This is a genomic window from Microbacterium sp. SS28 (assembly GCF_022761035.1).
GTDB lineage: Bacteria > Actinomycetota > Actinomycetes > Actinomycetales > Microbacteriaceae > Microbacterium.
In genome coordinates this window covers 171,261-197,802 of sequence record NZ_JAKWJP010000004.1, presented here as the reverse complement: position 1 = coordinate 197,802, position 26,542 = coordinate 171,261, and the positions used below count along the sequence as shown (strand labels likewise).

Below are 26,542 nucleotides of genomic sequence, written 5' to 3'. Positions count from 1 at the left end.
CGGCTCCGGCTCGTTCGCGGCGATCGAGTCGGCCGTGACCGGCCCGCAGTCCGGCGTCATCACGCGCGACGGCAGCAGCATCCGGTACGCGGGACTCGAACCCATCGACATCAGCGCGGCCTGCACGGCGACCTGCACGCTGTCGGCGTCCGACGACGTCGACCACGACATCTCGATCTACAGCACGGGCGCGACGAACCTCACCGTCGAGTTCACGAACGGGACAGGCGAGATGCACAGCTTCTCGCTCGCGGCCGCGCTGAACCTCCTCGTCAAGGGCCGCGCGGGCGCCGACCGCTTCACGCTCGGCACGCTGTCCACCCTCGTGACGCTCACGATCGACGGCGGCGCCGGCAACGACACGCTGCGCGGATCGAATGCCGACACGGATTGGGTCCTCACGGGAACGGATGCCGGATCCGTCGACACGACGACGTTCACGTCGATCGAGAACCTCGTGGGCGGCACCGGTGGAGACGTCTTCGTCGTCTCGACGATCGGTCCCGCCGACACGCCTGCCGCGGCGACGCTCTCCGGATCGATCGACGGTGGCGGAGGCGACGATGCGGTGGTCGCAGCGAACGTCGCCAACGAGTGGACGATCGTGGGACCGGGAGCGGGCGACCTCAACGGCCTCCCCTTCTCGCATGTCGAGAACCTCATCGGCGGGAGCGCGGACGACACGTTCTCGTTCCAGGCGGGCGGCTCGATCACGGGATGGATCGAGGGCGGTCCCGCCGTCGAAGACTCCGAAGCGGTCGACCGCATCGTGTACACGGTGTTCGGGGCGCCCGTCACCGTGATCCTCTCGGGCGGCATGTTCTCGTTCGACATGCTCTTCTCCACCGCGACGGCCGATGCCGATCCGGGCCCCGGCCAGGTGCGCCTCAACAGCACGACGCAGAACGCCGCGACCGTGATCTACCTCGACGCCGCCGACACGACGGCGACGCAGATCATCACGGCGATCGACCACATCGACGGATCCGCCGGGTTCGGCCAGATCCGACTCTTCGATCCCGAGGACACGTCGAAGTGGATCCTCTTCCAGGTGCTCAACCCTCCCGTGGGGGTGCCCAGCTACCGCAAGCTCGCGGTGTCGGTCGTCGACGCGAGCTCGCCGTCGCCCTTCCAGGACGGCGATGCCATCTCGGTCGCATACCTCCCGCCCGCCAGCCGTTCGACGGGAGTCGGCCACTTCGTCGACATCGACGCGATCGACGGCAGCGGCATGACCGACACGATCCGCGGACCTCCGGACGACGTCGTCGAGTGGACCATCGACGGAGTGGATGCCGGCAGCGTCGCCGGGATCGCGTTCACCTCGTTCGAGAACCTGGTCGGCGCGACGAACAACTCGGACATCTTCACGATCGCCTTCGGCGGAAGCCTCTCGGGAACGATCGCGGGCGGCGCGGGCGGCGCCGACGCACTGATCATCGCCTCGACCGCCACGCAGGCAGCCCTGTACAACCCCGCCGGCGCCGACAGCAGCGGCACGGCCATCTACGCCGGAGTGTCGGTCCACTACACGGGCCTCGACCGCCGCACCGTGGTCGCCGGTGACGACCAGGTCCGCATCATCCGCGGAACCGGCGCTTCGGATCGCATCACGATCTCGGCGGGCGCCGACGCCACCACGGTGCACATCGAGTTCAACGGTGTCGTCTGGTACGACGCGCCGACCGGCACGACCCGATCGGGATTCGACGTCATCGTCCCGACGCAGTCCCTCGTCATCGAGGGCCGCGAAGGCGCCGACACCATCACGATCGCGGGACTCCCGACCGGCTGGCGCTCGGGCGCCACGCTCTTCGTCTACGGGAACCGACGGGCCGACGACATCCCCGTCTTCGTGGACGACTCGGCGGTCGACACGATCCTCTTCACGGGGAGCGTCGACACGAAGGGCGGCATCCTCGAGGCCTACGGCTCTGCCATCACCGTCGCGGCGGGCGTCCGCCTCGATGCGGGAGCCGGGTGGATCACGCTCCGGGCGCGGCAGATCGGCAAGGCGTTCCTCGAGAACCGCTCGCCGCTGTTCGTCTCGACCCGCGCCGCGTCGGTCACCGTCGAGCACGACGCGATCCTCGCGGCGACCGGGATCTACATCCTCGCGCAGGCCGAGGACCGCAGCCTCGCGGAGTACTTCGGCCTCAGCAAGGAGGTCGAGAACTTCGTCCTCAGCCCGCTCGCGAGCCTGCTCGACGGGCTCGTCGCGGTCCCGGGCAAGGTCCTCTACAAGTCTTCGACCGCCACGATCACGATCGGCGCCCGCGCGCAGCTCCTCGGCGACGACACAGTCGGCATGTACGCGACGGCGACCGCCGACGCGACGGGGAGCGTCGCGGGGAGCATCTTCAGCATCGGCTACGCCCAGGCGTCCGCGACGTCGATCGTCGATGTCCAGACGGACGCCCTCATCACGAGCACGGCGGCCATCGTCTTCACGAGCACCGCCAACGCCATCGCGTCGATGAGCGCCTCGACGTCGCGGTCGCTCGACAGCATCCCGAATCCCGGGTCCGCGCAGATGGGACTCGCCCTCGCGATCACGAACGCCGTCGCGATCTCGCACCTGACGGTCGCCAAGGGGGCCGTCGTCGAGGCGCGCAAGACGGCCAACCTCATCGCAACCGGCAAGGTCGAGTCCGCATCCGAGGCGGAGTCCGGCATGTTCGCCGACGGAACGGCGGGTCTCGCCTTCTCGATCGAGCTCTCGGATGCCGACATCCGCACGACGATCGAGGGCACGGTCATCGCCCACGTCGATCCCGACTACACCGTCAAGATCGAGATCGACCCGCTCGAGGCGAACTCCGCGAACCCGGGCTACGTGGACTACGACAACAACCGGATCAACGTCGGCGGACACGGCCTGGTGACCGAGGACGTCGTCACCTATACGGTCCGTCGCGGAACGGCGATCGGCAACCTCGTCGACGGACGCGCGTACTTCGTCGTGTGGCTCGCCGATGACGCCACGACGACCGCCAACGAGTCGCAGTGGATCGCGCTCGCGCCGAACGAGCAGTCCGCCATCAAGGCGGCGACGTGCGGCGTGGCCGACCTCGACGGCGACTCGGACATCGACAGCGCCGACTACGCCCTGTACCTCGCGTGCATCGGCCAGTTCGTGGTGGACCTCAAGAAGGGCGGCGGCATCCCGGCGACCGAGACGAGCAATCGGTCCTTCACGGGGGCGGACGTCGACGGCGCGGCGAACAAGATCACCCTCCACTGGACGGGCGGCGTCTTCAACACGTTCGAGCTCGGGCAGGCTGTCGTCTACCACCAGGGCGGCGCGCCGATCGCGGGGCTCGAGGACGGTAAGACCTACTACGTCGCGGCGAGCACGAACCAGACGAACCTGCAGGGCAACACACGCTTCGCCGACGCGCAGGTCATCGGTCTCGCCGAGACCGAGAACGAAGCGCGCGCGGGCGTCCTCATCGACATCGGAAGCGTGTCCGCCGCGGCGACGGGCTTCTGGCTCGCCGCGAAGCACGTGCTCGACGCGGGCTACGCGACGGGCATCGGGATCATCTCGCAGCTCACGGCGAAGGACGCGTCGTCGGTTTCGGCGGGCCTCGAGAGCGAAGAGCTCAACCCGAACCTGTGGAAGAAGTTCAAGGACGTCGTCGGCACCAACCTGCCGTCGCTCCTGCTCGACAAGCTCACGGCGAGCTACATCGAGAACCGGGCTCTCACGGGCGTCGCCGCCAACAGCGGGCTCTCGGTCGCCGGTGCCCTCGCCTTCACGTTCGCCGATCACGACGTCGTCACGACGATCGCCCCGACCGGCGTCATCCGCTCGAACGAAGACCTCGAGATCAAGGCGACGATCGCGCAGACGCTCATCCTGAGCGCGCAGGCGGACGCCGACCTGCAGGTGGGCGTCACGCCCCAGACCAACAGCGGGCACGCGCAGACGATGGTGAGCGTCGGGGTTTCGGTCGGGGTCGTCGACAACAGCGCCACCGCCGTGCTGCAGAGCGGCACGGACGCCAACGGCAACCGCATCGGCGCGCAGCTCGACGGGCTTCGCGCGAGCAGGGTCATCGCCGACGTCTGGTACCCGTTCCTGACGCGGTTCGACCAGTACATCCCGCTCTCGAACGGCGAGTGGGTCGACGCGATCCGCAACGAGGGTCCCGCGGCCGTGACGAAGTACCTGACCTCGACGCTCGGCCTCAAGGAGGCCTTCTTCAACACCTGGACAGCGGCCACGGCGAACGGCGACGACATCGGAGTCGCCGGAGCGGTCACGGTCATCACGCTGACCAACAGTGCTGTCGCGCTGGTGACGGATGCCGCGCGCATCAATCAGACCCCGGAATGGGGCGCCGGCCACGCGAACGACACGGGCGAGCAGACCGTCTCGGTCGAGGCGACGAACTACCAGCAGCTCATCGACATGGCGGGCATCTTCTCGCTCCCCGACATCGACCTCGACGAGAAGGGCGCGAAGTTCCGGGACCGCATCACGCTGAACCCCGCGGGGACGGCGGGCGACAAGGGCGGTGCGGGCGGGGCGCTGTACATCTTCGTTCAGAAGAACACGACGCACGCGATCGTCGAAGACGGCGCCCGGATCTTCAGCGGGTTCGACGGCGGCTTCAACATGAAGGCCGAGGAGGCGATCTTCCACATCGTCCTCGTGCAATCCGGCTCGACAGGCGGAACGTTCGCCTTCGCCGGCTCGATCGCCTACGTCGGCCAGGACAGCGACACCCTCGTGCAGCTGGGATCGGATGCCGTCATCACGGGCCGCGACGTGCGGCTCTACGCGGGCGACCTCACGACGCAGGTCACGTGGGTCGGCGCCGTCACGGTCGGCGAGGGTGTGGGGCTCGGCATCTCGGGCGCCGTCAACGACTTCGACCGCTCCACCAAGGCCGTCATCGGGTCGCCCACCGCCGTCTCGACGAACGGCGCCGCCGCGCGAAGCACGCAGAACATCACAGTCTCGGGCAGGATCGACGTCCTCGCGAAGGTCGACGGAGACCTCTGGTCGTTCTCCGTGGCCGGCGCAGTCTCGAAGCCGGGCGAGCCCGTTCCGGCGCCGCCCGCCGGTTCGCCGGCCAAGGCATTGCAGGTGCTCGGCGCCACCACGACGACACCGCCCACCGGCCTCGGAGTCGCGGGCGCGGCATCCCTCAACATCGTCCACGACGTCGTCCAGGCCTCGATCGGCGATGCCGGACTCCTCCGCGCCGGAAGCGTCACGGTCACGGCGCTCGACGACTTCTTCCAGCTCGCGATGACGGGCGGCGCCGCCTTCGTCTCGGGCACGCGGTCGGGCAGCGTCGCGATCGCGGGCGCTCTCAGCGTCAACGACATCGAGGTGCAGACGCTCGCCTTCATCGTGGCGTCCGACCTCGTCACGCCGGGTTCGCTCGCCGTCATCGCGACCCGCAGCGGCGACCTGTCGTCCGTCTCGGCCGGTCTCTCGGGCGCGAACGGCAATCAGAGCCTCGCCGTCGCTGGCTCGTTCGCGGCGAACATCGTCCTCAACACGACCGAGGCGACCGTCCGCGGCATGATCGGTTCGATCGATCGCGATGTGCGGGTCTCGGCATCCGACAGTTCCCGCATCATCGCGATCGGCGGCGGCATCGCCTTCGGCACGGGATCGATGGGCGTCGGACTCGGCGTCGGCCTCAACCTCCTGGGCGAGGACGGCAAGCCCACGATCACCCGGGCGACGATCGCGGGCTCGCGCCTCACGATCGGCGGGACGGTCCTCGCCGTGACCGCCGTGAACGTGAATCCCGTATCGGGACAGCGCATCGTCGCCCTCGGCGCCGGCGTCGGCGCGACGCTCGGGCCGGACTCCGACCTCGGCATCGGCGCGATGCTCGCGATCAACATCATCGTCGGCGTCACGCAGGCGGAGATCGTGAGCAGCGTCATCGTCGAGAAGGCCGGCACGCCCGGCGCGGTGAACACGACAGTCGCGGCGACCGACGACTCGGGCATCGTCGCGATCACGGGCGCCGCGGGGCTCACGCTCGGCGCGCTCGGGATCGGCGCGGCCCTCGGCTACAACGAGATCGACGTTGACGTGCTCGCGACGATCGACGACGTCGATCTGACCGCGGACGGCGCGCTGGTCGTGACCGCCACCACGAGCGGCGAGATCTCGGGCGTGGCCGTCGGCGTCGGAGTGACGCTCCTCGACGGAAGCAGCCTCGCGGGCGCGGCATCCCTCCTCATCAACATCATCGACGGCACGGTCAAGGCGACCATCGGCGACAGCGTCCCGCTGTCGCCGATCGGCTCGTCGGTCATCAGCGTCGGCGGACCCGTCACGGTCGCGGCGACGGACAATTCGCTCGTCGTGTCGATCACGGGCGGGGTCGCGGCGTCCGATCGCGGACTCGCCGTCGGCGCGGCGGTCAGCTACAACCTGATCTCGAACGAGATCGAGGCGTCGATCGAGAACGTCTCGCTCGACGCGCGCGGGACGGGTTCCGACATCGCCGTGACCGCGAGCTCGGCGGCCATCCTCGTCGCGATCGGCCTCGGCGCAGGCCTCGCCGGCGGCAATCTCGGCATCGGCGGAACGCTCATCGTCAACTCGATCTCGAACACGATCGACGCGCACATCGCCGACAGCCCCGACATCCACGCGGGTGCCGACATCCTCGTGACGGCGACCGAGTCGGTCGTGCTCGTGTCGGTGGCCGGCGGCGTCGGCCTCGCCCTGCACGGCGGCGCGCTCGGCGCCGCGATCTCGTACAACTTCATCGGCGGCGCCTTCGACCCCGCCAACCCCGACCACGTCAACCGCTCGACCAAAGCGACCGACCAGATCAGCGCGACGATCCGCAATGCGCGCGTCCGGGCCGGCGGCGACATCGAAGTGAGGGCGGGGTACTCGCCGTCGATCTCGGCGCTGCCCGGCGCCGTGACCGTCGGCGCCGTGACGGTAGAGATCCCGGGCGACCCCAGCACCTCGGCGGGCGCGGCGTGGACCGCCACGATCGTCGCGGTCGCCATCGGTGCGGCCGCCGCGGATTCGCTGGCGATCGGCGGCTCGATCGCGATCAACGTCATCGCGCACGACATCGTCGCGGCGATCACCGGCTCGCGCGCGGTCGACGCGGGCGGCAGCATCCTGGTTCAGGCAGTCGACGACCTCACGGCGATCGCGGTCGCAGGAGGCGCAGCCGTCGGTCAGAACGCGGCCGGCATCGCCGTGCCGCTGCAGATCGATGCATCGAGCGTCAAGGCCTACATCGGCGACGGAGCGACGGTCGATGCGCGGGGTAACACCGCGGGGGTCATGGTCCGGACCGGCACGAAGAACGCGCAGGGGGCTCCCGAGTCGTTCCTCGTGAAGGGCCTCGCGGTCAGCGCGACGTCGTTCGAGTCGGTGCACACGATCGCGATCGGCCTCGGCGGCGGCGACCAGTTCGGCGTGGCGGGCTCGGGTTCGGTCACCGTCATCGTCCGCTCGGTGCACGCGTGGATCGGCGACGGCGCGCGGATCAACCAGGGCACGGCGAATGAGGATGCCGACCAGAGCGTCCTCGTCATCGCCTCCGACCAGACGGTCCACGTGGGTGTCGCGGGTTCCGCGGCCCTCGGCGGCACCGCGGGCATCGGCGTGGGCGCCGAAGTCGGCGTGCTCACGAAGGACACCGAGGCCTGGATCGGCAGCGGAGCCCGCGTGCAGGCGCAGCGCGACATCCGCGTGCTCGCCCTTTCGGAGGAGACGATCGTCTCTGTCGCGGGAGGCGTCGCGGCGGGCGGCGACGTGGGGCTCGCGGGAGCCTTCGACGTGTACGTGCTGGTGATCCAGACGAAGGCGCAGATCCGTGGCACCCTCGCGGGAGCCGCGGCCACGACGGTCATGGCGGAAGGCACCGTTCAGGTCTTCGCGTCGGGCGACACGCAGGTCGACGTCATCGCCGGCAACCTCGCGTGGGGCGGGGATGCGGGTCTCGGCGGCGCCATCGTCGTTCCTGTCGTGACGAAGACGACGGATGCCTCTATCGGCGCCCGCGCGGTGGTCGACGGTCGCGGACTCCGGCCGGGGCTCGACATCCTGAATGGGCTCGCCGCAGGCTTCGCGCCGTCTTACAGCACAGACCCCGACCAGGTCGCGCCGCCCGCCATCTCGAACTCTGACGTCGGGTACGACCCGAACCAGGCCGACGCGCAGGACCCGCTGACCGACCCGCAGCTCACGGGGCAGCGCGTCGTGACGCCGACCACCCGCAGCGGATTCACGGGCGTCGCCGTGACGGCCCTCGACCGCACCGACATCGGAATGGTCGCGATCGGCGCCGCCCTGTCGGGAGAAGTGGGCGTGCAGATCTCCGGCGCGGTGCACGTCATGGTCTCGACGACGACCGCCTCGATCGACGACCTCGCGCGCATCAACGCGGCGGCGGGCGCCGAAGGAAGCGGTCAGAGCGTCCTCGTCGCGGCGGCCCAGGACTACCAGCTGCTCGGCATCGTCGGCGGCGCCGGCATCGCGGGCGAGGTAGGCGTGACCCCCGGCGTCCAGGTGGGCGTCGTCGTCCAGCACGTCTCGGCCACGATCGGCGCCTCCGCCGTCGTCGAGGCCCGTCGGGACGTCGAAGTGCGGGCGCAGGCCGAAGAGGACATCCTCGTCATCGCGATCGCCATCGCCGGCGGCGACACCGTCGGCGCGGGCGGCGCCTTCGCCGTCGTCGTCCTCGACGACGAGACCTTCGCGTCGATCGGCGCAGGCGCCACGGTCCGCGCAGGGGGCAACGTCGTCGTCGCAGCCTCCGACTCGACCGACATCGACCTCATCGCGATCGGCGCCGGGATCGGCGTCGAAGGAGCCGGCATCGGCGCGGGCATCGGCGTGGGTGTCGTGACGAAGGACACGCGCGCCTGGATCGGCAGCGCGACCGTCGACGCCGCCGGCAACTCGCTGCGCGTCGACGTCTACGACGGTTCGCTCGGCGCCGACGGCTCGTTCGGGACGACGGACGCCGCCGACGACGTGCACGGTGTGATCGTCGTGGCCTCGAGCGACGAGGACATCCTGTCCGTCGCCCTCGCCGGCGCGGGCGGCCTGGTCGCGGGAGTCGCCGGAGCTGTCACGGTCGAGGTCGTCGACTCCGATACGCGCGCGTACATCGACGGCGGCGCGCTCATCAACACGATGGATCAGGATGCCGCGTCCGCCGCGCAGGACGTGCGGGTCGTCGCGGTGAACGACGTGACGATCCTCGCGATCGCGGGGGCTCTGGGCGTCGGCATCGTCGGACTCGCGGGCGGCGTCGACATCGGCGTGATCCACAACGACACCACCGCCTTCATCGCCGGCTCCGACGTGCGCGCGCGCAGCGACATCACCGTGAGCGCCCTCTCGGATCGCTCGATCACGAGCGTCGCCGTCGCGGCGGGTCTCGCCGGTGTCGGACTCGGTGCGGCCGTGTCGGTCTGGACGCTCGGCAGCAACCTCGTGAGCACCTACGCCTACGGCGACCGGACGCAGAGCGACCAGCCGACGACCCGCTCGGCCGACGCGCTCGTCGGCGAGGACGACAACGGATCGACGTCGACGATCGCGAAGGTCGACGGACTCATCACGGGGTCGGGCGCGACCGGAGCGCTCGGCGATCTCGAGGATCCGGGGCCGGGCGCCGGCACGACGCAGAACTCGGGCGACATCCGCTCGACCGCGGGGTCGGCGGGCGACGCCTTCGCGGCGAAGGCGCCCTCGGGTGCGATCGCGGCTTCGACGGGCGCGCCCGCGGCGGCGACGACAGTCGGCACGCAGACGATCCCCGGCGGCACGACGGCCTTCATCGGCCGGAACGCCCGCATCGACGCGGGCGGCGACGTCCGGCTCGACGCCCGTGAACACGCCTCGATCGTCTTGGCGGGCGGCGGCCTGGCGGGCGGCCTCGCGGGTGTCGGCGCCGGCATCGCGATCCTCGTCTTCGAAGACGACGTCACGACGTTCGTCGGGCAGGGCGCGATCGTCCGGGCCGGTGGCGCGGTCGCACTGCAGGCCGCCCTGAACGCGAAGCTCGACGTGCTGTCCGTGACGGCGGGCCTCGGCCAGATGGTGGGGATCGCGGCATCCGTCGTCGTCGTCATCGACCGCGGCACTGTCTCTGCCTACCTCGAAGACGCGGGGGCGTTCGGAGTCCTCATCAGCGGCGCCGACTCCGTGCTGATCTCGGCGGACCGCATCGTCCACATCGCGGCCTCGGCGATCGCCGTCGCGGGCGCCCTCTTCCTCGGAGCCCTCGCCGCGACGGTCGAGGTCGTCGAGTCGACGGGCTCGGCGCTCGCCTACACGGGCGTCGGCTCACAGATCGGCGCGACGACGCCGGCTGCAACGGTCGGCGACGTGACGATCCAGGCGGCCAACACCGTCTCGATGGGCTCCTTCGGCAACGCCGCCGTGACGCTGCTCGGGCTCGCGGGCGGGCCCCTGGGCGTTTCGGCCGGCGTCCTCAACGTCACGATCGGCACGTCCGGCGTGGCGGCCGCCTCCGCCGAGGTCCGCCGCGGCACGCTCATCTACGCCTCGGGGCAGGTGCGGGTCTCGTCGCACTACACGCCGACCGTCCGGGTCACGGCGGCCAATGCCGCGGGCGGCATCATCGCTGTGGGCGGCATGGGCGTCATGGTCGCGCTCTACGGCATCGCCCGTGCGAGCATCGCGGATGCCGTGAGCATCCGTGCGGCGTCGATCTCGGTGACCGCCGACAACACGTCGGTCGCCGACGCGCTGCTCGTCGTCGTCGCGATCGGTGCGATCGGCGGCTCGGGCGCGCGCGTCGACGCCGACGTCGACGTCGACTCGGTCGCGCAGATCGGCTCGCTCGCGGGCGGCATCACGACCCTCGACACGGGCGGCTCCATCTCGATCCTCGCGACGGCGACGCAGTCCTCGCGCGGCAAGGTCCAGGGCGGCTCCGGCGGCATCGGCGCCGTGACGTGGCTCATCGCGGACGCGACGATCACGGGCGCCACTTCGGCGACCATCGTCGGCCGCACGACGATCGTCCGCGCGGGCGGCGTCGACATCCGCGCGCAGCTGCTCGGGGCGTCGGCGAACACGCAGGTCGTCGTCGGCACCGGCGGCGCCGTGTCGATCGGCGGCTCGCAGGCCTACGCGACCTCCGACCCCGACGTCTCGGCGTTCATCGGCAACGGCGTGACGATCGGCGACCTCACGATCCCCTCGGCACCGGTGCCCATCCTCGGCGGGGTCACGGTCTCGGCGACCGCGAAGGCCGAAGCCGACTCCACGGGCGACTCGTACGGCGGCGGCGGCGTGCAGGTCGGCATCCCGCTGGCGACGACGACGATCACGCCCACGGTGGGCGCCTTCATCGGCCTCCCCGGCACCGCGTCCACGACGCGCCTCTACGCGGGCGGCTCGATCCGCGTCGCGGCAGACCTCTCGGACGCGCCCAGCGTGACGCTGACCGACCGGATCACGGCGATCGACATCGCGGCGAACACCATGACCTTCTCGTACCCCGGCATCGGCGAGGGCGCCTCCGTCACCTATCAGGCGTCGGGCACCGGCATCCTGGGTCTGCACGAGGGCAGCACGTACACCGTGCTCGACACGGGCACGACGGGAGCCATCCGCCTCGGATCGCTCTTCTCGGCCGCGCAGGTCGATCCCCTCACCGAGATCATCACGTTCGCGACGGCCCACGGCTTCGTGAGCGGCGACTGCGTCGTCTACGACCCGCGCGGCGGCACCTCGATCCTCGTGAACGCCTCGTCGGCGGCTGGCGCGTGCAGCACGTCGGGCCTGCCCACCTTCTACGTGCGGTGGATCGACGAGTTCCGCATCAAGCTCACGACCACGCTCAGCGCGGCGACGGCCCTGACCGAGGCCCCGCTCACGCCGACGATCAACGGGAACCGTCTCGAGGATGCGACGCTCGCGTCCCAGCCGAACGGGACGGCCGTCGTCTACCTGGCCCCCGTCACCGCGACGTTCATCGGCGGTGCCGTCGACGTGACCCCCGTCCAGGTGACCGACCCCGTGACAGGCGACCCGGTGTGGGTGCCGCAGAGCACGACGCACGCCGACAACACCGTGACGATCGACCATGTCGCGTCGGCGAACAACATCTTCGTCGGGACGGATATCACGGCAGGACTCCACACCGGGGATGCCGTCCTCTACCTGGCCCTGGACGGCACGGCCATCGGCGGGCTCGTGAGCGGCACCACCTACTACGTCATCGTCCGGGCGAACGGCGCCATCCAGCTCGCCGACACGCTCTGCCACGCGACGGGATGCGCCGATGACGGTATCGCGCAGACGGCGCTGGTGCTCAGCCTCGCCGGCGCCGAATCCCTGCGGCACTCGATCGAGCGGAGTCTCGCCGGCCTGCGGAACGGCCAGACCTACTACACGCGCACGGGAGGCGGCATCCCGAGCGGTTCCGTCGAGCTCGCCGCGACGCCGACGGGCGGGGCCTCCATCGTGCTCTCGGCGGCCGGGCGCCCCGGTCCGCACCGCTTCGGGCTCGTCGAGGTCGACCTCAAAGCGGGCGACGGGACGCAGGCGCTCTACGCCAAGCTGCTCGGCACTCTGCCGGCCGGCACCCACTCGCTCACGGGCCCCGGCGGCGAGGAGCTGTCGACACTCTCGCCGACGCCCGGCGACGGCAAGTCCGGTGCCACGACGAACGGCGGCTCGGGCGGGATCATCGCCGACATCAGCGTCCCCTCGGCCCGGGTCACGGGCGCTCCCGTCGTGACCGCCGCCCTCGCGGCGGCGATCACGTCGGCGGGCGGCTCGGTCGAGGTCGTCTCGACAGGCGCGACCCGCGCGAGCGCCTGGGCCGACACGTCCGGCGGCGGCGGCATCTCGGTGGGCGAGGCGCACGCCGACGTCGTGTTCGACACCGCGATCACCTCGGCCAACATCGACGCCGGCTCCGTCGTGCGGGCGGGCGGCGACGTCCTGGTCCGCGCGATCTCGAGCCACGGCATCCAGGCGACCGCCAAGTCGAAGGGCGGCGGCGTCATCGCCGGAAAGATCGCCGAGACGACCGCGCGCATCGACAACGACACGACGGCGACGGTCGGCGCGGGCGCCGTCGTCGAGGCGAACGGCCACGTGCGCATCCTGAGCCAGTCCGCCACGATCGGCACGACGCTCTCGGACACGGAGTCGTGGGCGCTCGGCGCGGGCGCGGACTCCGACAACACCAACGACGATCGCGGCGTCACGATCGGCACGAACGCCGACCCGGCTGTGACCAAGGTGCTCATCGGGCAGGGCGCGAGCATCACGGGCTCGACGGTCGATCTGCACGCGGCGGTCGTCCTGATGATCGCGATCGCCACGGCGAAGGCCCTCGGCGTCAACCCGATCCTGCTCGGCGTCGCGACGGCGTTCGCCAACGCGGACGTCAACATCGAGTCCGACGTCGCTGTCGAGATCGACGGCAACGGCCCCACGACGACGATCGTCCGCGGCGACCGCGGCGTCGACCTGCAGGCGACGACGTCGGGCGTCACGATCATCCGCAACGCGATGCGGCTCGCGGTCGCGCTCATCCCGCCGCAGGATGCAGATGCCGGCGGCACTGACGACTTCGACAACGAGGTCGATGCCGACCGCGGCGTGCTCGTCATCGCCGGCGCGCGTCGCACCGACCCGGCCTCGGGTCTCGACGCGCCGAGCGGCATCGGCAGCCTCGCGCTGTACGTCCAGGCCGACAACATCCTGATCGTCGTCGACAACGCGCCGCCCACCGACCGCGACCGCTACCACAACGACGACAACTCGATCGCGGTCCGCAACGGCGACATCGACTGGGATGCCGACGTCCTGATCCTCGGCGGGCTCGACGGGGCCCCGCTCCTCGTCGTGGATGCCGACGGCTTCGTCGTCGCCGCGAACGGCGTGACCATCAACGGCGGAGTCGTCCCCATCGCGGGCGGCCCGAACCCCACGCAGGTCGACCCCGACGGCGACGGCCGCTACACGATCGACCCGATCACGAACTCGGGCTACGCCGACGTGCTCTTCAGCGCCGACGATCAGATCGACAACGAGGACTACGCGTCGAGCACCGACGGCAACCCGAACCAGCCGTGGCCCACGTTCGAGTTCCGCGACACACTGCCCTCCGTCGTCATCGTCGACTACTCGGGCCTCGACGTCACGGTCTCGAGGATCGACGTCGTCAACACCTCGACGACGCCGCCGCTCGTGCTGCTGCGCTCGGCGGCGGGCGGCTACCGCTCGAACACGACTCTCGAGTTCGACGTGCGGCACTCGTCCGCGCCCGCCTACGTCGACCTCGAGAAGCGGGGCGACGGGACCCTGACGCTCACAGGCCTCGTCAACAACCCGCTGGGTCTGACCCGCATCATCAGCGTCCTCGCCGACATCCTCGCGGGCGCTCAGGCCCTCGTCGTGACGAATCTGCTCGATGTCGAGGCATCCGCCGGATCGATCGGGCGAGCCGGCGGACGGCTCGCCGTCGACCTCGTGCGCTTCACCGCCCTGCCCCGCGTCGACGCCCCGACCGCGAGCGGCGTCCGCGATCCCCGCCTCATCGCGATCGCCGGCACCGACGCCTTCCTGAGCCTCCGCGGCCTCGACCGGACGCTGACCGCACCGTCCGCGATGACGATCGCGATCGATGTCGCGAGGGCCGGTCGCGACGCCGACATCCAACTGCGGACGGCGCTTGTGCAGGTCGCGTCGAACATCGCGGCCGACGTCCGGGTGCGGGTGAGCACCGAGTCGACATCGTCGCTGTGGTTCCTGGAGCAGATCCACCGATTCCACTTCCGCGGCACGAACACGCTCGCCGGCCACGACCCCGCGCGTGCCGGAGTCTCGGCGCTGCGCGACCCCGCGGCCTACGTCGGCGCGACCTCGACCGAGATCGACAGCACCTACCTGCTCCAGCGACGCAACGACCCGCTGCCGCGCAGCGAGACGACGATCCTCGGGTCGAGCCTCGAGATGTTCGAGCCGACGTCCGCCGCGGGCGAGTTCGTCCTCTTCTCGACGACCCCCCTCGCGGCCGGCGTTCCCGGCGTCACGGCGGGCGACGACATCCGGATCCGCGACACGGAAGGGCTCGCGAACGGTCCGGACGCCCCGGATGCCGGCACCCCGCCCGTCATCACGCTGCGGGGCTGGATCGACCTCACGGCGGGCGGCACGGGCACGGGCTTCGTCGACGTCGACATCGACGGCTCGGTCACGCTCATCGAGGTCGCGGACGACCTGCGCGTCGGACTCATCCGGTCGCGCACGGCCGACGTGACGCTCACGGCGGACCGCAGCATCCTGGACGGCGACCCGGCCGACGCGACGACCAACCCGACCGATCCCCGTGACGTCGAGGGCGTGAACATCACCCTCACGGCGGCGAACGGCTCGATCGGCACGGAAGGCGACTTCCTCGAGATCAACCTGCTCGACACGATGGGCGTGGCAGGCACGCCCGTGGGCGGCATCCTGAATGCGACGGCGGCGCTCGGGATCCACCTGTTCGAGACGATCGGCGACCTGCGCGTCGGGCTCGTCACGTCGCACCAGGTCGATCTGTCGAAGATCACGGATGTCGCGCTCGTCGCGGGCGCCGGCTCGATCCTCGACGGGCTCGACGACGTCGCGGCCGATGTCGTGGCCGACCGCATCGATCTGCGCGCGACGGGCGGCGGCGTCGGCCTGCCCGCGAACGACCTCGACGTCGACACCTCCGTGTCGGGCACGGCCTCGGGCCGCCTCTACGTCGAGTCGACCCTCTCGGTGTTCATCACCGAGACGCAGCACGAGCTGTACGTGCTCGCCGTGACCTCGACGCAGGGGAACGTGCGGCTCACGGTGCCCGACACGATCGCGGTGCGCGGCCCTCCCGTGCGCACGGAAGACCTCATCCTCCTCGTGAGCGGCTCGAGCCTCGTGAGCGAGGGCCGGCCGCGCCTCACGACCCCCGGTGCATCCGACACCGCGACCACGACGCGGAGCGGACTCTGGGCCCTGCTCGACCTCTCCCTCTGGTTCGGCGACGACTTCGTCGCCCCCGTCGGCACCGACATCGTCGCGGGCGGCACGATCTTCCTGCACGGCGACGCGAACCGCCTGCCCGGCGCCGTCTCGGCGGTCGACCCCGATCCCCTCGGCAGGCCGTCCGCGGTCGACGCCGACACCCACGCGAACGTGGGCACCGCGGCATCCGGATTCGGCACGACCATCACCCTCGCGGGACGCATCGGCGGGATCTTCGACCTCGGCGGCGGGAACGACCGCACCGATCGCGTGCTGATCTTCGGGCACGACGACGTCGACCACTTCGTGTTCGACGCGACGCTCCTGGGCGCTCCCGTCCGGGTCCACGGCAGCGGCGACCTCTCGGCGACGGATCGCCCGATCTGCGCCGCGGTTGTCCTGCCGACCGCATGCGGCGACGGCGAGGACGACTTCCGCGTCCTGGCGCTGCGCACACCCGACCTTCCCGCCGCGCACACCCTGACCCTCGACGGTCAGCAGGGGACCGACCACTACCGGATCGAGACGACGAGCGTCGCGACCCGGACGTACACGATCAACATCCTCGACTCGGGAGCTCCTGACGACGGCGCCGATGAGGCCGTCGTGGTCGGCACGAGCGACGCAGACGTCTTCCTCCTGCGGAAGGTCACGACGATCCCGGGCGAGACGGCCGACCGGCCCGCCTTCGTCGCACTCGTCCACGGCACCCCCGACGCGCTCCGCGCCGCGACCGCGGCGGGCACGGGCGTCGAGCGGATCAACTACGACACGGCGCTCAACGGCAGGCTGCTCGTCGAGGCGGGCGCCGGCGACGACACGTTCGCCGTCGACGACACGAGCGTCACGATCACGCTCGACGGCGGCGCGGGCGACGACGACTTCCACTTCGGGCAGCTGTTCGGCTCGCCACGGGACGCCTCGGCGGGCCTCGCACCTGCCGACGCCTTCCCGCGGCTCATCGCCACGACGCGCGGCTACCTGAGCCCCGGCAGCAGCGCCCCTCTCGTCGCGCTCGGCGGCGCGGGCGACGACCGGTTCACGGTCTACGCGAACCAGGCCGAGCTGCGGCTCGAGGGCGAGGACGGCGACGACCTCTTCGTCGTCCGGGCCTTCGCCCTGGCCCGCACGAACCCCGACGGCACGATCCGCACGAACGCGGCCGGAGTCGCCGAGCCGATCATCGGATCGTCCGCGGCACGCCCGCTCGACATCCGCACAGGCGGCGGTGCCGACGAGGTGCGCTACACGATGAACGCCCCCGTCTCGATCGACGGCGGCGAGGGCTTCGACAAGGTCGTCGTCCTGGGCACCGAGTTCGCCGACGACATCGTCGTCACGTCGACCGCGATCTACGGCGCGGGCATGAGCATCCGGTACACGACAGTCGAGGCGATCGAGATCGACGGTCTCGAGGGCGACGACGAGTTCTTCGTGCAGTCGACGGCGTTCGGCGTCGCGTACCGGATCATCGGCGGCCTCGGCAGCGACACGATCAACATCGCGGGCGACGTCTCGACCGACATCGCGGTGCGCGACATCGAGGGCGCGAGCGGCGCCGTCGACCACCTCGTGACCTCGGGCGACATCCGGTACGACGGACTCATCGTGACGGGCATCGACCTGCACGTGGCGGGCACGGGCGAGGGCCTCGTCGTCCTCACCGAGACGGGCGGCGGCACCTCCGTGCGCGAGGACGGCGTGCAGATCGATGCCTTCGACTCGTACACGGTGCGCCTCTCGCGCATGCCGGCCGGCCGCGTCTACGTGACGGTCTCGGCATCCCGGCCGGGCGCCGACGCCGGGGCGGCCGACACGGTGTGGCTCTGCACGGGCGCCGCGGCCGCGTGCGACTCGGCGTTCGCGGAGTTCCGCCGGCACTTCGTCGACGACGGATCGGTCGTCGACGAGCCGCAGCGCGCGGTCGTGCTCGTGTTCGACACGACGAACTGGAACCTCGCGCAGACCGTCCACGTCTACGCCGTCGACGACACGGCCCGCGAGGGCGACCAGGTCGTCGCGATCAGCCACAGCGTCATCGCGGCAGACCCCGCCGACCGCACGGCGGGCTTCGACGGCGCCGCCGTCCGCAACGTCGAGGTGCTCGTCCGCGACAACGACGTGCCCGGTGTCACGATCATCGAGGTCGCCCCCGGGACGACGATCGAGGATGACACGACCCTCGTGCTCGAAAACGACGTCACGGGCATCTCGGACGACATCCTCGTGTCGCTCTCGAGCCCCGCGACGGGCATCGTGCGCATCCGCCTCGACCTCCCCGACGGCCGCCTGCGCCTCGTCCGCGGCGACGCCGCCGACACCCGTTTCGACCCCGTGACCCGCATCATCACGTTCGCGGCGGGCGACACGACGCCCGTCCGCATCCGGATCCTCGCGATCGACGACGCCGTGCGGCAGGACGCCGCCTTCGCGCGCATCGTCGCGACCCTCGTGAGCGGTCCCGCAGGCTATGCCTTCCCCGACGTCCGCCTCGCCGTCGACGTGCGCGACGACGACTCGGCGGGGGTCGTCGTGACGCAGAGCGGCACCGGCACGACCGTCGTCCCCGGCGGTGCGACCGACGACTACACGATCCGGCTCACGACGGCGCCGACGGCTGCGGTCGACGTCGCGATCCTCACCGACGGTCTGACGGACGTCGTCGGAGGAACGATCAAGGCGATCGGCTCGGCGACCCGCGGCCTGTTCACCGGCGCGATCACGGCAGACCCCGCCGCACGACGGATCACGCGCGCCGATCATGGCAGCTTCCTCGCGGACGGCTTCCTCGAGGGCCAGCTCATCTCGTTCGACGGCGGCGCGACCTCCTTCAAGATCGCCGTCATCCGGGGGACGAACGCAACGCACGACGACGTCATCGAGCTCACCGCCGCGTCACCCTTCCCCACGCTTGCGGGCGTCGTGACGATCACCCGCGTCGCCGTGGTCGTCACGTTCACGGCCGCGAACTGGATGACGCCCGTCACGGTGACGCTCCGCGCGGACCCCTTCTTCGACCTCCCGCTCGTCCGCCAGGGAGTCAAGACCTTCGCCGTGCAGCCGCATCCGCTCTCGCAGCTCGCCGGTCCCGTCTCCGTCGAGGGAGGGACGACCCGTGCCGACCGCTCGCTCCTCAACGGCATCAAGCTTCCCGGCGAGACCGACTCGCCGCTCCTCGGCATCGGCGCCGCGGCCGTCGTGCCGGAGGGCCGGCAGATCGACATCCTGAACATCTTCGACGATTCGAGCATCGAGGATCACGTCCGCACGCTCACCTCGACGAGCCTCACCGGCACAGGGCTCCCCGCGGGCTACACGGTCCCGGGCGGGACGGCGTTCGGCGAGCCGACCGCCGTCGCGGGCGGCATCACCTTCGGCCAGCTCTCGTTCGCGACGGATGCCGCGGGGCACACGACGGGGATCTCGACGGATGCCGCGACCTCGACGATCGAGGTGCTCAACCTGCTGCTCGGCGCCGGGAACGATCGCCTCACGATCGCGGGGACGCTGCAGGCGGCACCCGAGGACGACGGCGATCCCGCGACGCTCGTCGACCCGCCCGCGGCGCACGGTGTGCTGACCGTCGTGCACGGTGGAGGCAACCAGGCGCTCGCGGGCGGTGCGATGGGCGGCGACACGATCGTCATCACCGGCGGGGCCGGACCCGCATCGCCGCTCGTCGTCTACGGCGACACGTCGCAGGACGGCTTCTGGTACTCAGGCCGCCCCGACGCACAGGATGCCGGCGACCTCGGGCCCAAGGGCTTCGACCAGTTCCCGGGCGTCGCGGACGAGGACGAGCGCTACCGCGTCCCGCTGGCGAGCCCGTTCGACCATGCCGGCGACGACGTCATCGATGCGCGCGCGCTCTTCGCAGGCGCCGACCAGTCGACCGTCGGCATCACGGCGTACGGCGGCGCGGGCGACGACACCATCTACGGCTCGCAGACAGGCGACTTCCTCGCGGGCGGCTCGGGCGACGACCTCATCCTGGGGCAGCGCGGCGCCGATCAGATCTACGGCGACTCCGGCGTCAACGTGCAGGTCATCACGCGGCGGCTCGACATCTCGACCGTGAACACGAGCACCGCGTCGAACGCCGACGCGCTCGTCGCGGGCGAGGACGAGCTGCACGGCGAAGGCGCGGGCAGCGCGGCCGGAGGCGACCGCGGCGACATCGTGTTCGGCGACCACGGCGTCGTCGAGCAGGCGGTGCCATACGAGCGCACGGCGCTGCTCGGACCCGCCGTGTTCGTCCGGCTGCAGACGACGCGGCTCGTGCTGGCGGTGGCGACGGTCGAGCCCCGCAACGGGGCCGACGACGTCATCTCGGGCGACGACGGCGACGATCTCATCGCGGGCGGCAACGGCGACGACACGATCTCGGGCGACGCGGGCGACGATGTCGTCTTCGGCGACCACGGCCGCGTCGAGCTCGCGACGCCCGACGGCTTCCGCCGCTTCGTCTACACGACCGACCCGACCGTGCCGGCCGGCGAGGACACGATCTCGGGCGACGCGGGGGACGACGTCATCCTCGGCGGCGATCGGGGCGACTCGATCTCGGGCGACGACGGGCGCGACGTCGTCTTCGGCGATCACGGCCGCGTCGCCTACAACCCCGGAGTCGGCATGATCTCCCTCATCGAGACGACCGACCCCGCAGCCCTCGCGGGACCCGACACGATCTCGGGCGACGCCGGAGACGACATCGTCCTCGGCGGCAACGACGACGACGTCATCACGGGCGACAGCGGGCGCGACATCCTCCTCGGCGACCACGGCCGCATCGTCATCGACACCCCGTCGGGCATCGTGCGGCTCATCACGACGACCGATCCGCTCGTCCCGGCCGGCGACGACGTCATTTCGGGCGGCGACGACCGGGACGTCATCCTCGGCGGGAACGGGTCCGACCTCATCTCGGGCGGCACCGCGGCCGACATCATCCTGGGCGATCACGGCCTCCTGCAGGACGGCGGGATCCCCCCGTGGCAGGTCGCGGCGGACGGCACGTGGGAGCTCATCCGCACCCAGGACCCGAACGCCGGCGCGGCCGACGTCATCTCGGGGGGCTCGGGCAACGACATCGTCTTCGGCGGCACCGGCGGCGACACGGTGAGCGGTGACGAGGGGAACGATCTGATCGTCGGGGACCACGGCCGGGTCGACGCGGTGCGGGAGTTCAACGGACAGATCGGCATCTTCCTCGAACTGCTGCCCCTGAACATGCCGCTCGCTGCACACCCGTTCGCCTGGACGTCGATCGACACCGGCGCGGCGGCGGGCGGCGCGAGCGACCTCCTCCGCGGCAACGCCGGCGAGGACGTCATCATCGGCGGCCAGGGTGCCGACCGCATGACGGGCGGCACGGGCGACGACGACCTCATCGGCGGACACAATGTCGTGGGCGGCAGCGACACCGGCGACTTCATCGACGGCGGCGATCAGAACGACGCGATCGCGGGGGACAACGCGAACCTCCTGCGTACGGGAGACATCTCGAGCCGCCGGTTCCAGACGCTCACGGGCGCCGCGATCTTCCAGCAGGACACCGGATGCCCCCTCCTCACGACAGGCACGTGCGGGGCGGGCGTGACGAGTGTCTTCGACGACCCGCGCGGCGTCAAGGAGCGCGACGTGCAGCTGTACGACCACGACACGTCCACGCCCGTCGGCCGCTACGGCGACGACGTCATCGCGGGCGGCGCCGAGGACGACCTGATCTTCGGGCAGCTCGGCGATGACTGGATCCAGGGCGACGGCTCGGCGATCGACGACTCGGGCGTCATCACGATCGACGTGCGCACGACTCGTCAGTCGGTCGAAGACCTCGCCGGACCCGGACGCGACGGCGACGACTGGATCGAGGGCAACGGCGGCAGCGATGTCATCTTCGGCGGACTCGGCCGCGACGACCTCATCGGCGGCAGCTCCGACATCTTCAGCCTGACCACCGCCTCACGCCGACCGGACGGCGCCGACACGATCTTCGGCGGTGCCGGCATCCGCCTCGTCCGCAACAACCACGGCGACCTCGAAGAGGGCGGGCACGCGGCCGACAGCGACGTCATCCTCGGCGACAACGGCACGATCTTCCGACTCGTGACGGTCGTCGGCGGCACGACCCGGTTCCTCTCCTTCACCTACGACGACTACGCCGGATCGCAGCGTCTGCTGCCGCGCGCGTACGCGCTGCTCGACTACACGGCCGGCTCCCCGATCGGGATCGGCGTCGCCGACCTCATCCACGGCGAGGACGGCGACGACACGATCCACGGCCAGCTCGGCGACGACGTGCTCTTCGGCGAAGGCCAGGACGACGACATCTACGGCGGCTGGGGCAACGACCGGCTCTACGGCGGTACGGGGATCGACGGGATGCTGGGCGATGACGGCGTCATCCAGACGAGCCGCAACGGCCGGACCGAACCGCTCCACCACGTCGGCGCGGCGGACGCCGAGCAGTTCGTGTCGCTGCCGGGACCCTTCACGGGCGCCGAGATCTACATCCTCGGCGAGCTCCTCAAGCGCGCCGACCTGCACACCTGGATCGTCGGGTCCGTCAACAACGACACGATGTACGGCGGACTCGGCGACGACTTCCTGCACGGCGGCGAGGGCAGCGACGCGATGTCGGGCGCGGAGGCCATGCAGGCCTTCTACAACCGCGACCTGCGCCTCGGCGCGCTGAGCCGCCTCGCGACCGAGCTTCCGCTCGTCGACGTCGACCCGCTGCACTACGACGCCGACACGACGATGTTCGCGCAGTACGACGCCGACGACCCGCGCTCGCTCATCCCCGGTTTCCTGCTCAACTTCGACGCGTACGTGCTCGACGAGGCGACCCGCCTGCCGATCGACATCGACGGCGTGAAGGTCAAGAGCGACGACGGCCGCGACCGCCTCTACGGCGACCTCGGCGCCGACTGGCTCGTGGGCGGCACGAACTGCGACTGGCTGTTCGGCGGCTTCGGCGACGACCTGCTGCAGCTCGACGACAACCTCGAGACCGCGGGCGGCGCCAACACCGAGCCCGAGAACGACGACCCGCGGTTCCGCGACGGCGACTTCGCGTACGGCGGCGCGGGCCGCGACGTGCTCATCGCCAACACGGCGCAGGACCGCATGTTCGACTGGTCGGGCGAGTTCAACAGCTTCATCGTGCCGTTCAGCCCGTTCGGATCGCCGACAGTGAACCGCAGCTTCAGCCCGCAGATCCGCGACCTCGTGCGCGCTCTGTCCGAGGCGGGCGGCTCCGATGAGGGCCCGGCGATCCCGGCGGGCGAGCCGTTCGACGAAGAGGCGCTCGTCGAGCCGAGCGACGGTGCGCTGTGGCAGGACCAGCACGGTGGACCGCGCGACCCCCAGCCGGGCAACCTCCCGGGCGGAGGGCGCGACGATGTCGGCGGACCCACCCTGCACTGCCCGTGCGACCCGCTCACGATCGTGCGCGTCGTGAAGTACGTCAACGGCGACGACGCAAACGAGAGCGGCCCGACGATCACGGCTGGCTCGGCCGTGGTGTGGACGTACGAAGTCACGACGTACCCGGGCACGGTCGCGGTGCAGCTGGCCCGCATCCTCGACGACGCGGGCACTCCCGCAGACCCGACGGACGACTTCGTCCCGACCTACGTGAGCGGCGACCTCGACGCAGACGGCTGGCTCGATCCCGGAGAGACGTGGCTCTTCCGCGCGATGGGCACCGCGCGCGCCGGCCGCTACATGAACGTCGTGACGGTCGAGGGCGTCGGCGCCAACGGCCAGGCGGTGCGCGACAGCGACCCCGCCGTCTACAACGGCCTGCCCACGACGGGCGACGTGTTCCTGTACGTCGAGAAGGCGGTGAACGCGGTCGACCCCCTCCACCCGACCGCCGGGGAGGACGCCGACACCCCGACCGGTCCGACAGTCCGCACCGGCGCACAGGTCGTCTTCACCTACCTGGTCTCGTCGCTCGGCGGGCTCGTGACGGGCATCGCGCTCCGTGACGACAACGGCACGCCGCTCGACGCATCCGATGACTTCGCGCCCGTCTACGTCTCGGGCGACACCGACGGCGACGGCATCCTCGATCCCGGTGAGGTGTGGCTCTACCGGGCCGTCCGCACGGCGATCGTCGGCCAGTACACCAACACCGCGACGGTCCGCGGCACCGGCGGAGGCCGCGCACTCGTGGACACGGATGCCGCGAGCTATCTCGGCATCCCGATCAGCGGCGTCTCGATCAAGAAGGCCGTGAACGCCGCGTCGCCGCTCTCGCCGACCGCTGCCGACGACGCAGACACGGCTGCGGTGGCCAAGCTCCTCGCACCCGGGACCCTCGTCGTGTGGACCTACCTGGTGCGGAACCTCACGCAGGTCAGCCTGCGCGACGTCGTGGTGGTCGACGACAACGGCACGACCGACCCCGACGACGACATCACGCCCGTCTACCTGTCGGGCGACACCGACGGAGATCACGAACTCGATCCCGGCGAAGTGTGGCTCTTCACGTCGGCGGGTGTCGTCACGGCATCGGCGCGCGCCGGTCTCTACGGCAACATCGCCTACGCCACCGCGCGCGACGACTCGGGCGCGTCGGTCACGGCGCAGGACGCAGCCTTCTACTTCGGGGCGATCGCAGGCACCGACGTCAAGAAGTACGTGAACGGACAGGATGCCGAGACGGCGCCGGGCGTCGTCGTCCCGGTCGGACGCGAGCTCGTCTGGACGTACGAGGTCCGCAACACGGGCAACACGGCACTCGCGGTCGTGCTCGTCGACGACAACGGCACGCCGGGCACGACGACCGACGACTGGAGCCCCGTCTACATCTCGGGCGACACCGACGGAGATGGCCTCCTCGACCTCGACGAGGTCTGGCTGTTCCGCAAGACCGGCACCGCGGCGATCGGGCACTACGTCAACACGGCGACCGTCACGGGCCGGGTCCCCGGCACCGAGATCGTCGCGAACGACACCGACGTCGCCCACGCGACGGGAGTGGTCGTGCCGCCGACGTCGATCACGATCCTCAAGAAGGCGAACGGGCAGGATGCCGACACCGAGGCGACCGCCGTGCGCGTCGTCGTCGGCGCGACGATCGAGTGGACGTTCGAAGTGCGCTCGATCTCCGGAGCGCTGCCCCTCGCCGGTGTCACGGTCGTCGACGATCGGGGCACCGCCGACCCCGCCGACGACCTGACCCTCACCCTGCTGTCCGGCGATCTCGACGGCGACGGACTGCTCGACGCGGACGAGGTGTGGCGCTATCGCTTCACGAGCGTCGCGGTCGCCGGCCTGCTCCGCAACGTCGCCCGCGTGACGGGCACCGACCAGCACGGCACCCTCTACTCCGACGACGACCCGGCACACGTCTTCGGCGCTGTGCTCGGCATCGACGTCGAGAAGGCGATCAACGCCCTCAACGCGTGGCAGCCGACAAGTCTCGAGGACGCCGACACGGGTGGTCCGCAGCTGCTGCCGGGCGCGACCGTGACCTGGACCTACCTCGTGCGCAACACCGGCAACACCTCGCTCGCCGTGAGCCTCGTCGACGACAACGGCACGGCCGACCCCGACGACTTCATCCCGTCCCGCGTCGGCGGCGACACGAACGGCAACGGCCTGCTCGATCCGGGTGAGGTGTGGCTCTACTCGGCGACCGGAACGGTCCGCAGCACGAACTACACGAACATCGCCACCGCGACGGGCACCGACCCCGTATCGGGTGCCGTCGCCACCGATCGTGACGCCGCGGCCTACCGTGCGGCGATCGGCGGCGCCGAGGGCCACACGCCGGGCTTCTGGAAGACCAACGCCGCCAACTGGGGCGCCGTGGCCTGGCCGCGCAACGCCGACGGCACCCTCGTCTTCCGTCCCGACCAGACAGTCGGGAGCGTCTTCGCCTCGGCGCCGGCGGCGTATGCGGGCCGCACGCTGCTCGCTGCGCTCGGCACGGGCGGCGGCGGCATCGACGCCCTGCTGCGGGCGGCCGTCTCTGCGCTCCTGTCGTCGGCGCACCCCGACATCGCGTACCCGTACACGACGACTCAGGTGATCGCCCGCACGAACGCCGCGCTCGCGAGCGGCAACGCGACGCTCATCTCGACGCAGATGAACGAGTTCGACAAGTACAACAACTACGGCTCGGACCTCGATCAGCACGGCAACAGCGGCGGACAGATCGTGCCCGACCCCGTCGAGCCCCCGCCCGCTCCGACCGTCAGCATCTCGGACACGACGGTGACCGAGGGTTCGACGGGCAAGGGCACGGCGGCATCGCTCACGATCTCGCTGTCGGCGCCCACGACCACCGCCGTCACGATCGTCGTGTCCATCGTCGGGGGGACGGCCACGAGCGCCGACTACAAGGGCGCGACCACCCTGACTCTCACGATCGCTGCGGGCCAGACGACGGCGACGTTCTCGCTCACGATCACAGGCGACAAGATCGACGAGCCCACCGAGACGATCATCGTCGGCATCACGAGTGTCGGTGCCGGCGCCACCATCGCCGACGGCACCGGCATCATCACGATCCTCGACGACGACTGA

General features: G+C 70.9%; 1 protein-coding gene (running past one end of the window). It reads left to right on the top strand.

The annotated features are described in order from the left end of the window. Nucleotides 1–26,542, top strand: partial view of a calcium-binding protein gene (locus tag MJ607_RS12510; protein WP_243075927.1) — the 3' portion only. The gene continues 1,355 nt to the left of window position 1, outside the view; the window shows 26,542 of its 27,897 coding nt (coding positions 1,356–27,897); the start codon falls outside the window, past its left edge; its stop codon occupies nt 26,540–26,542.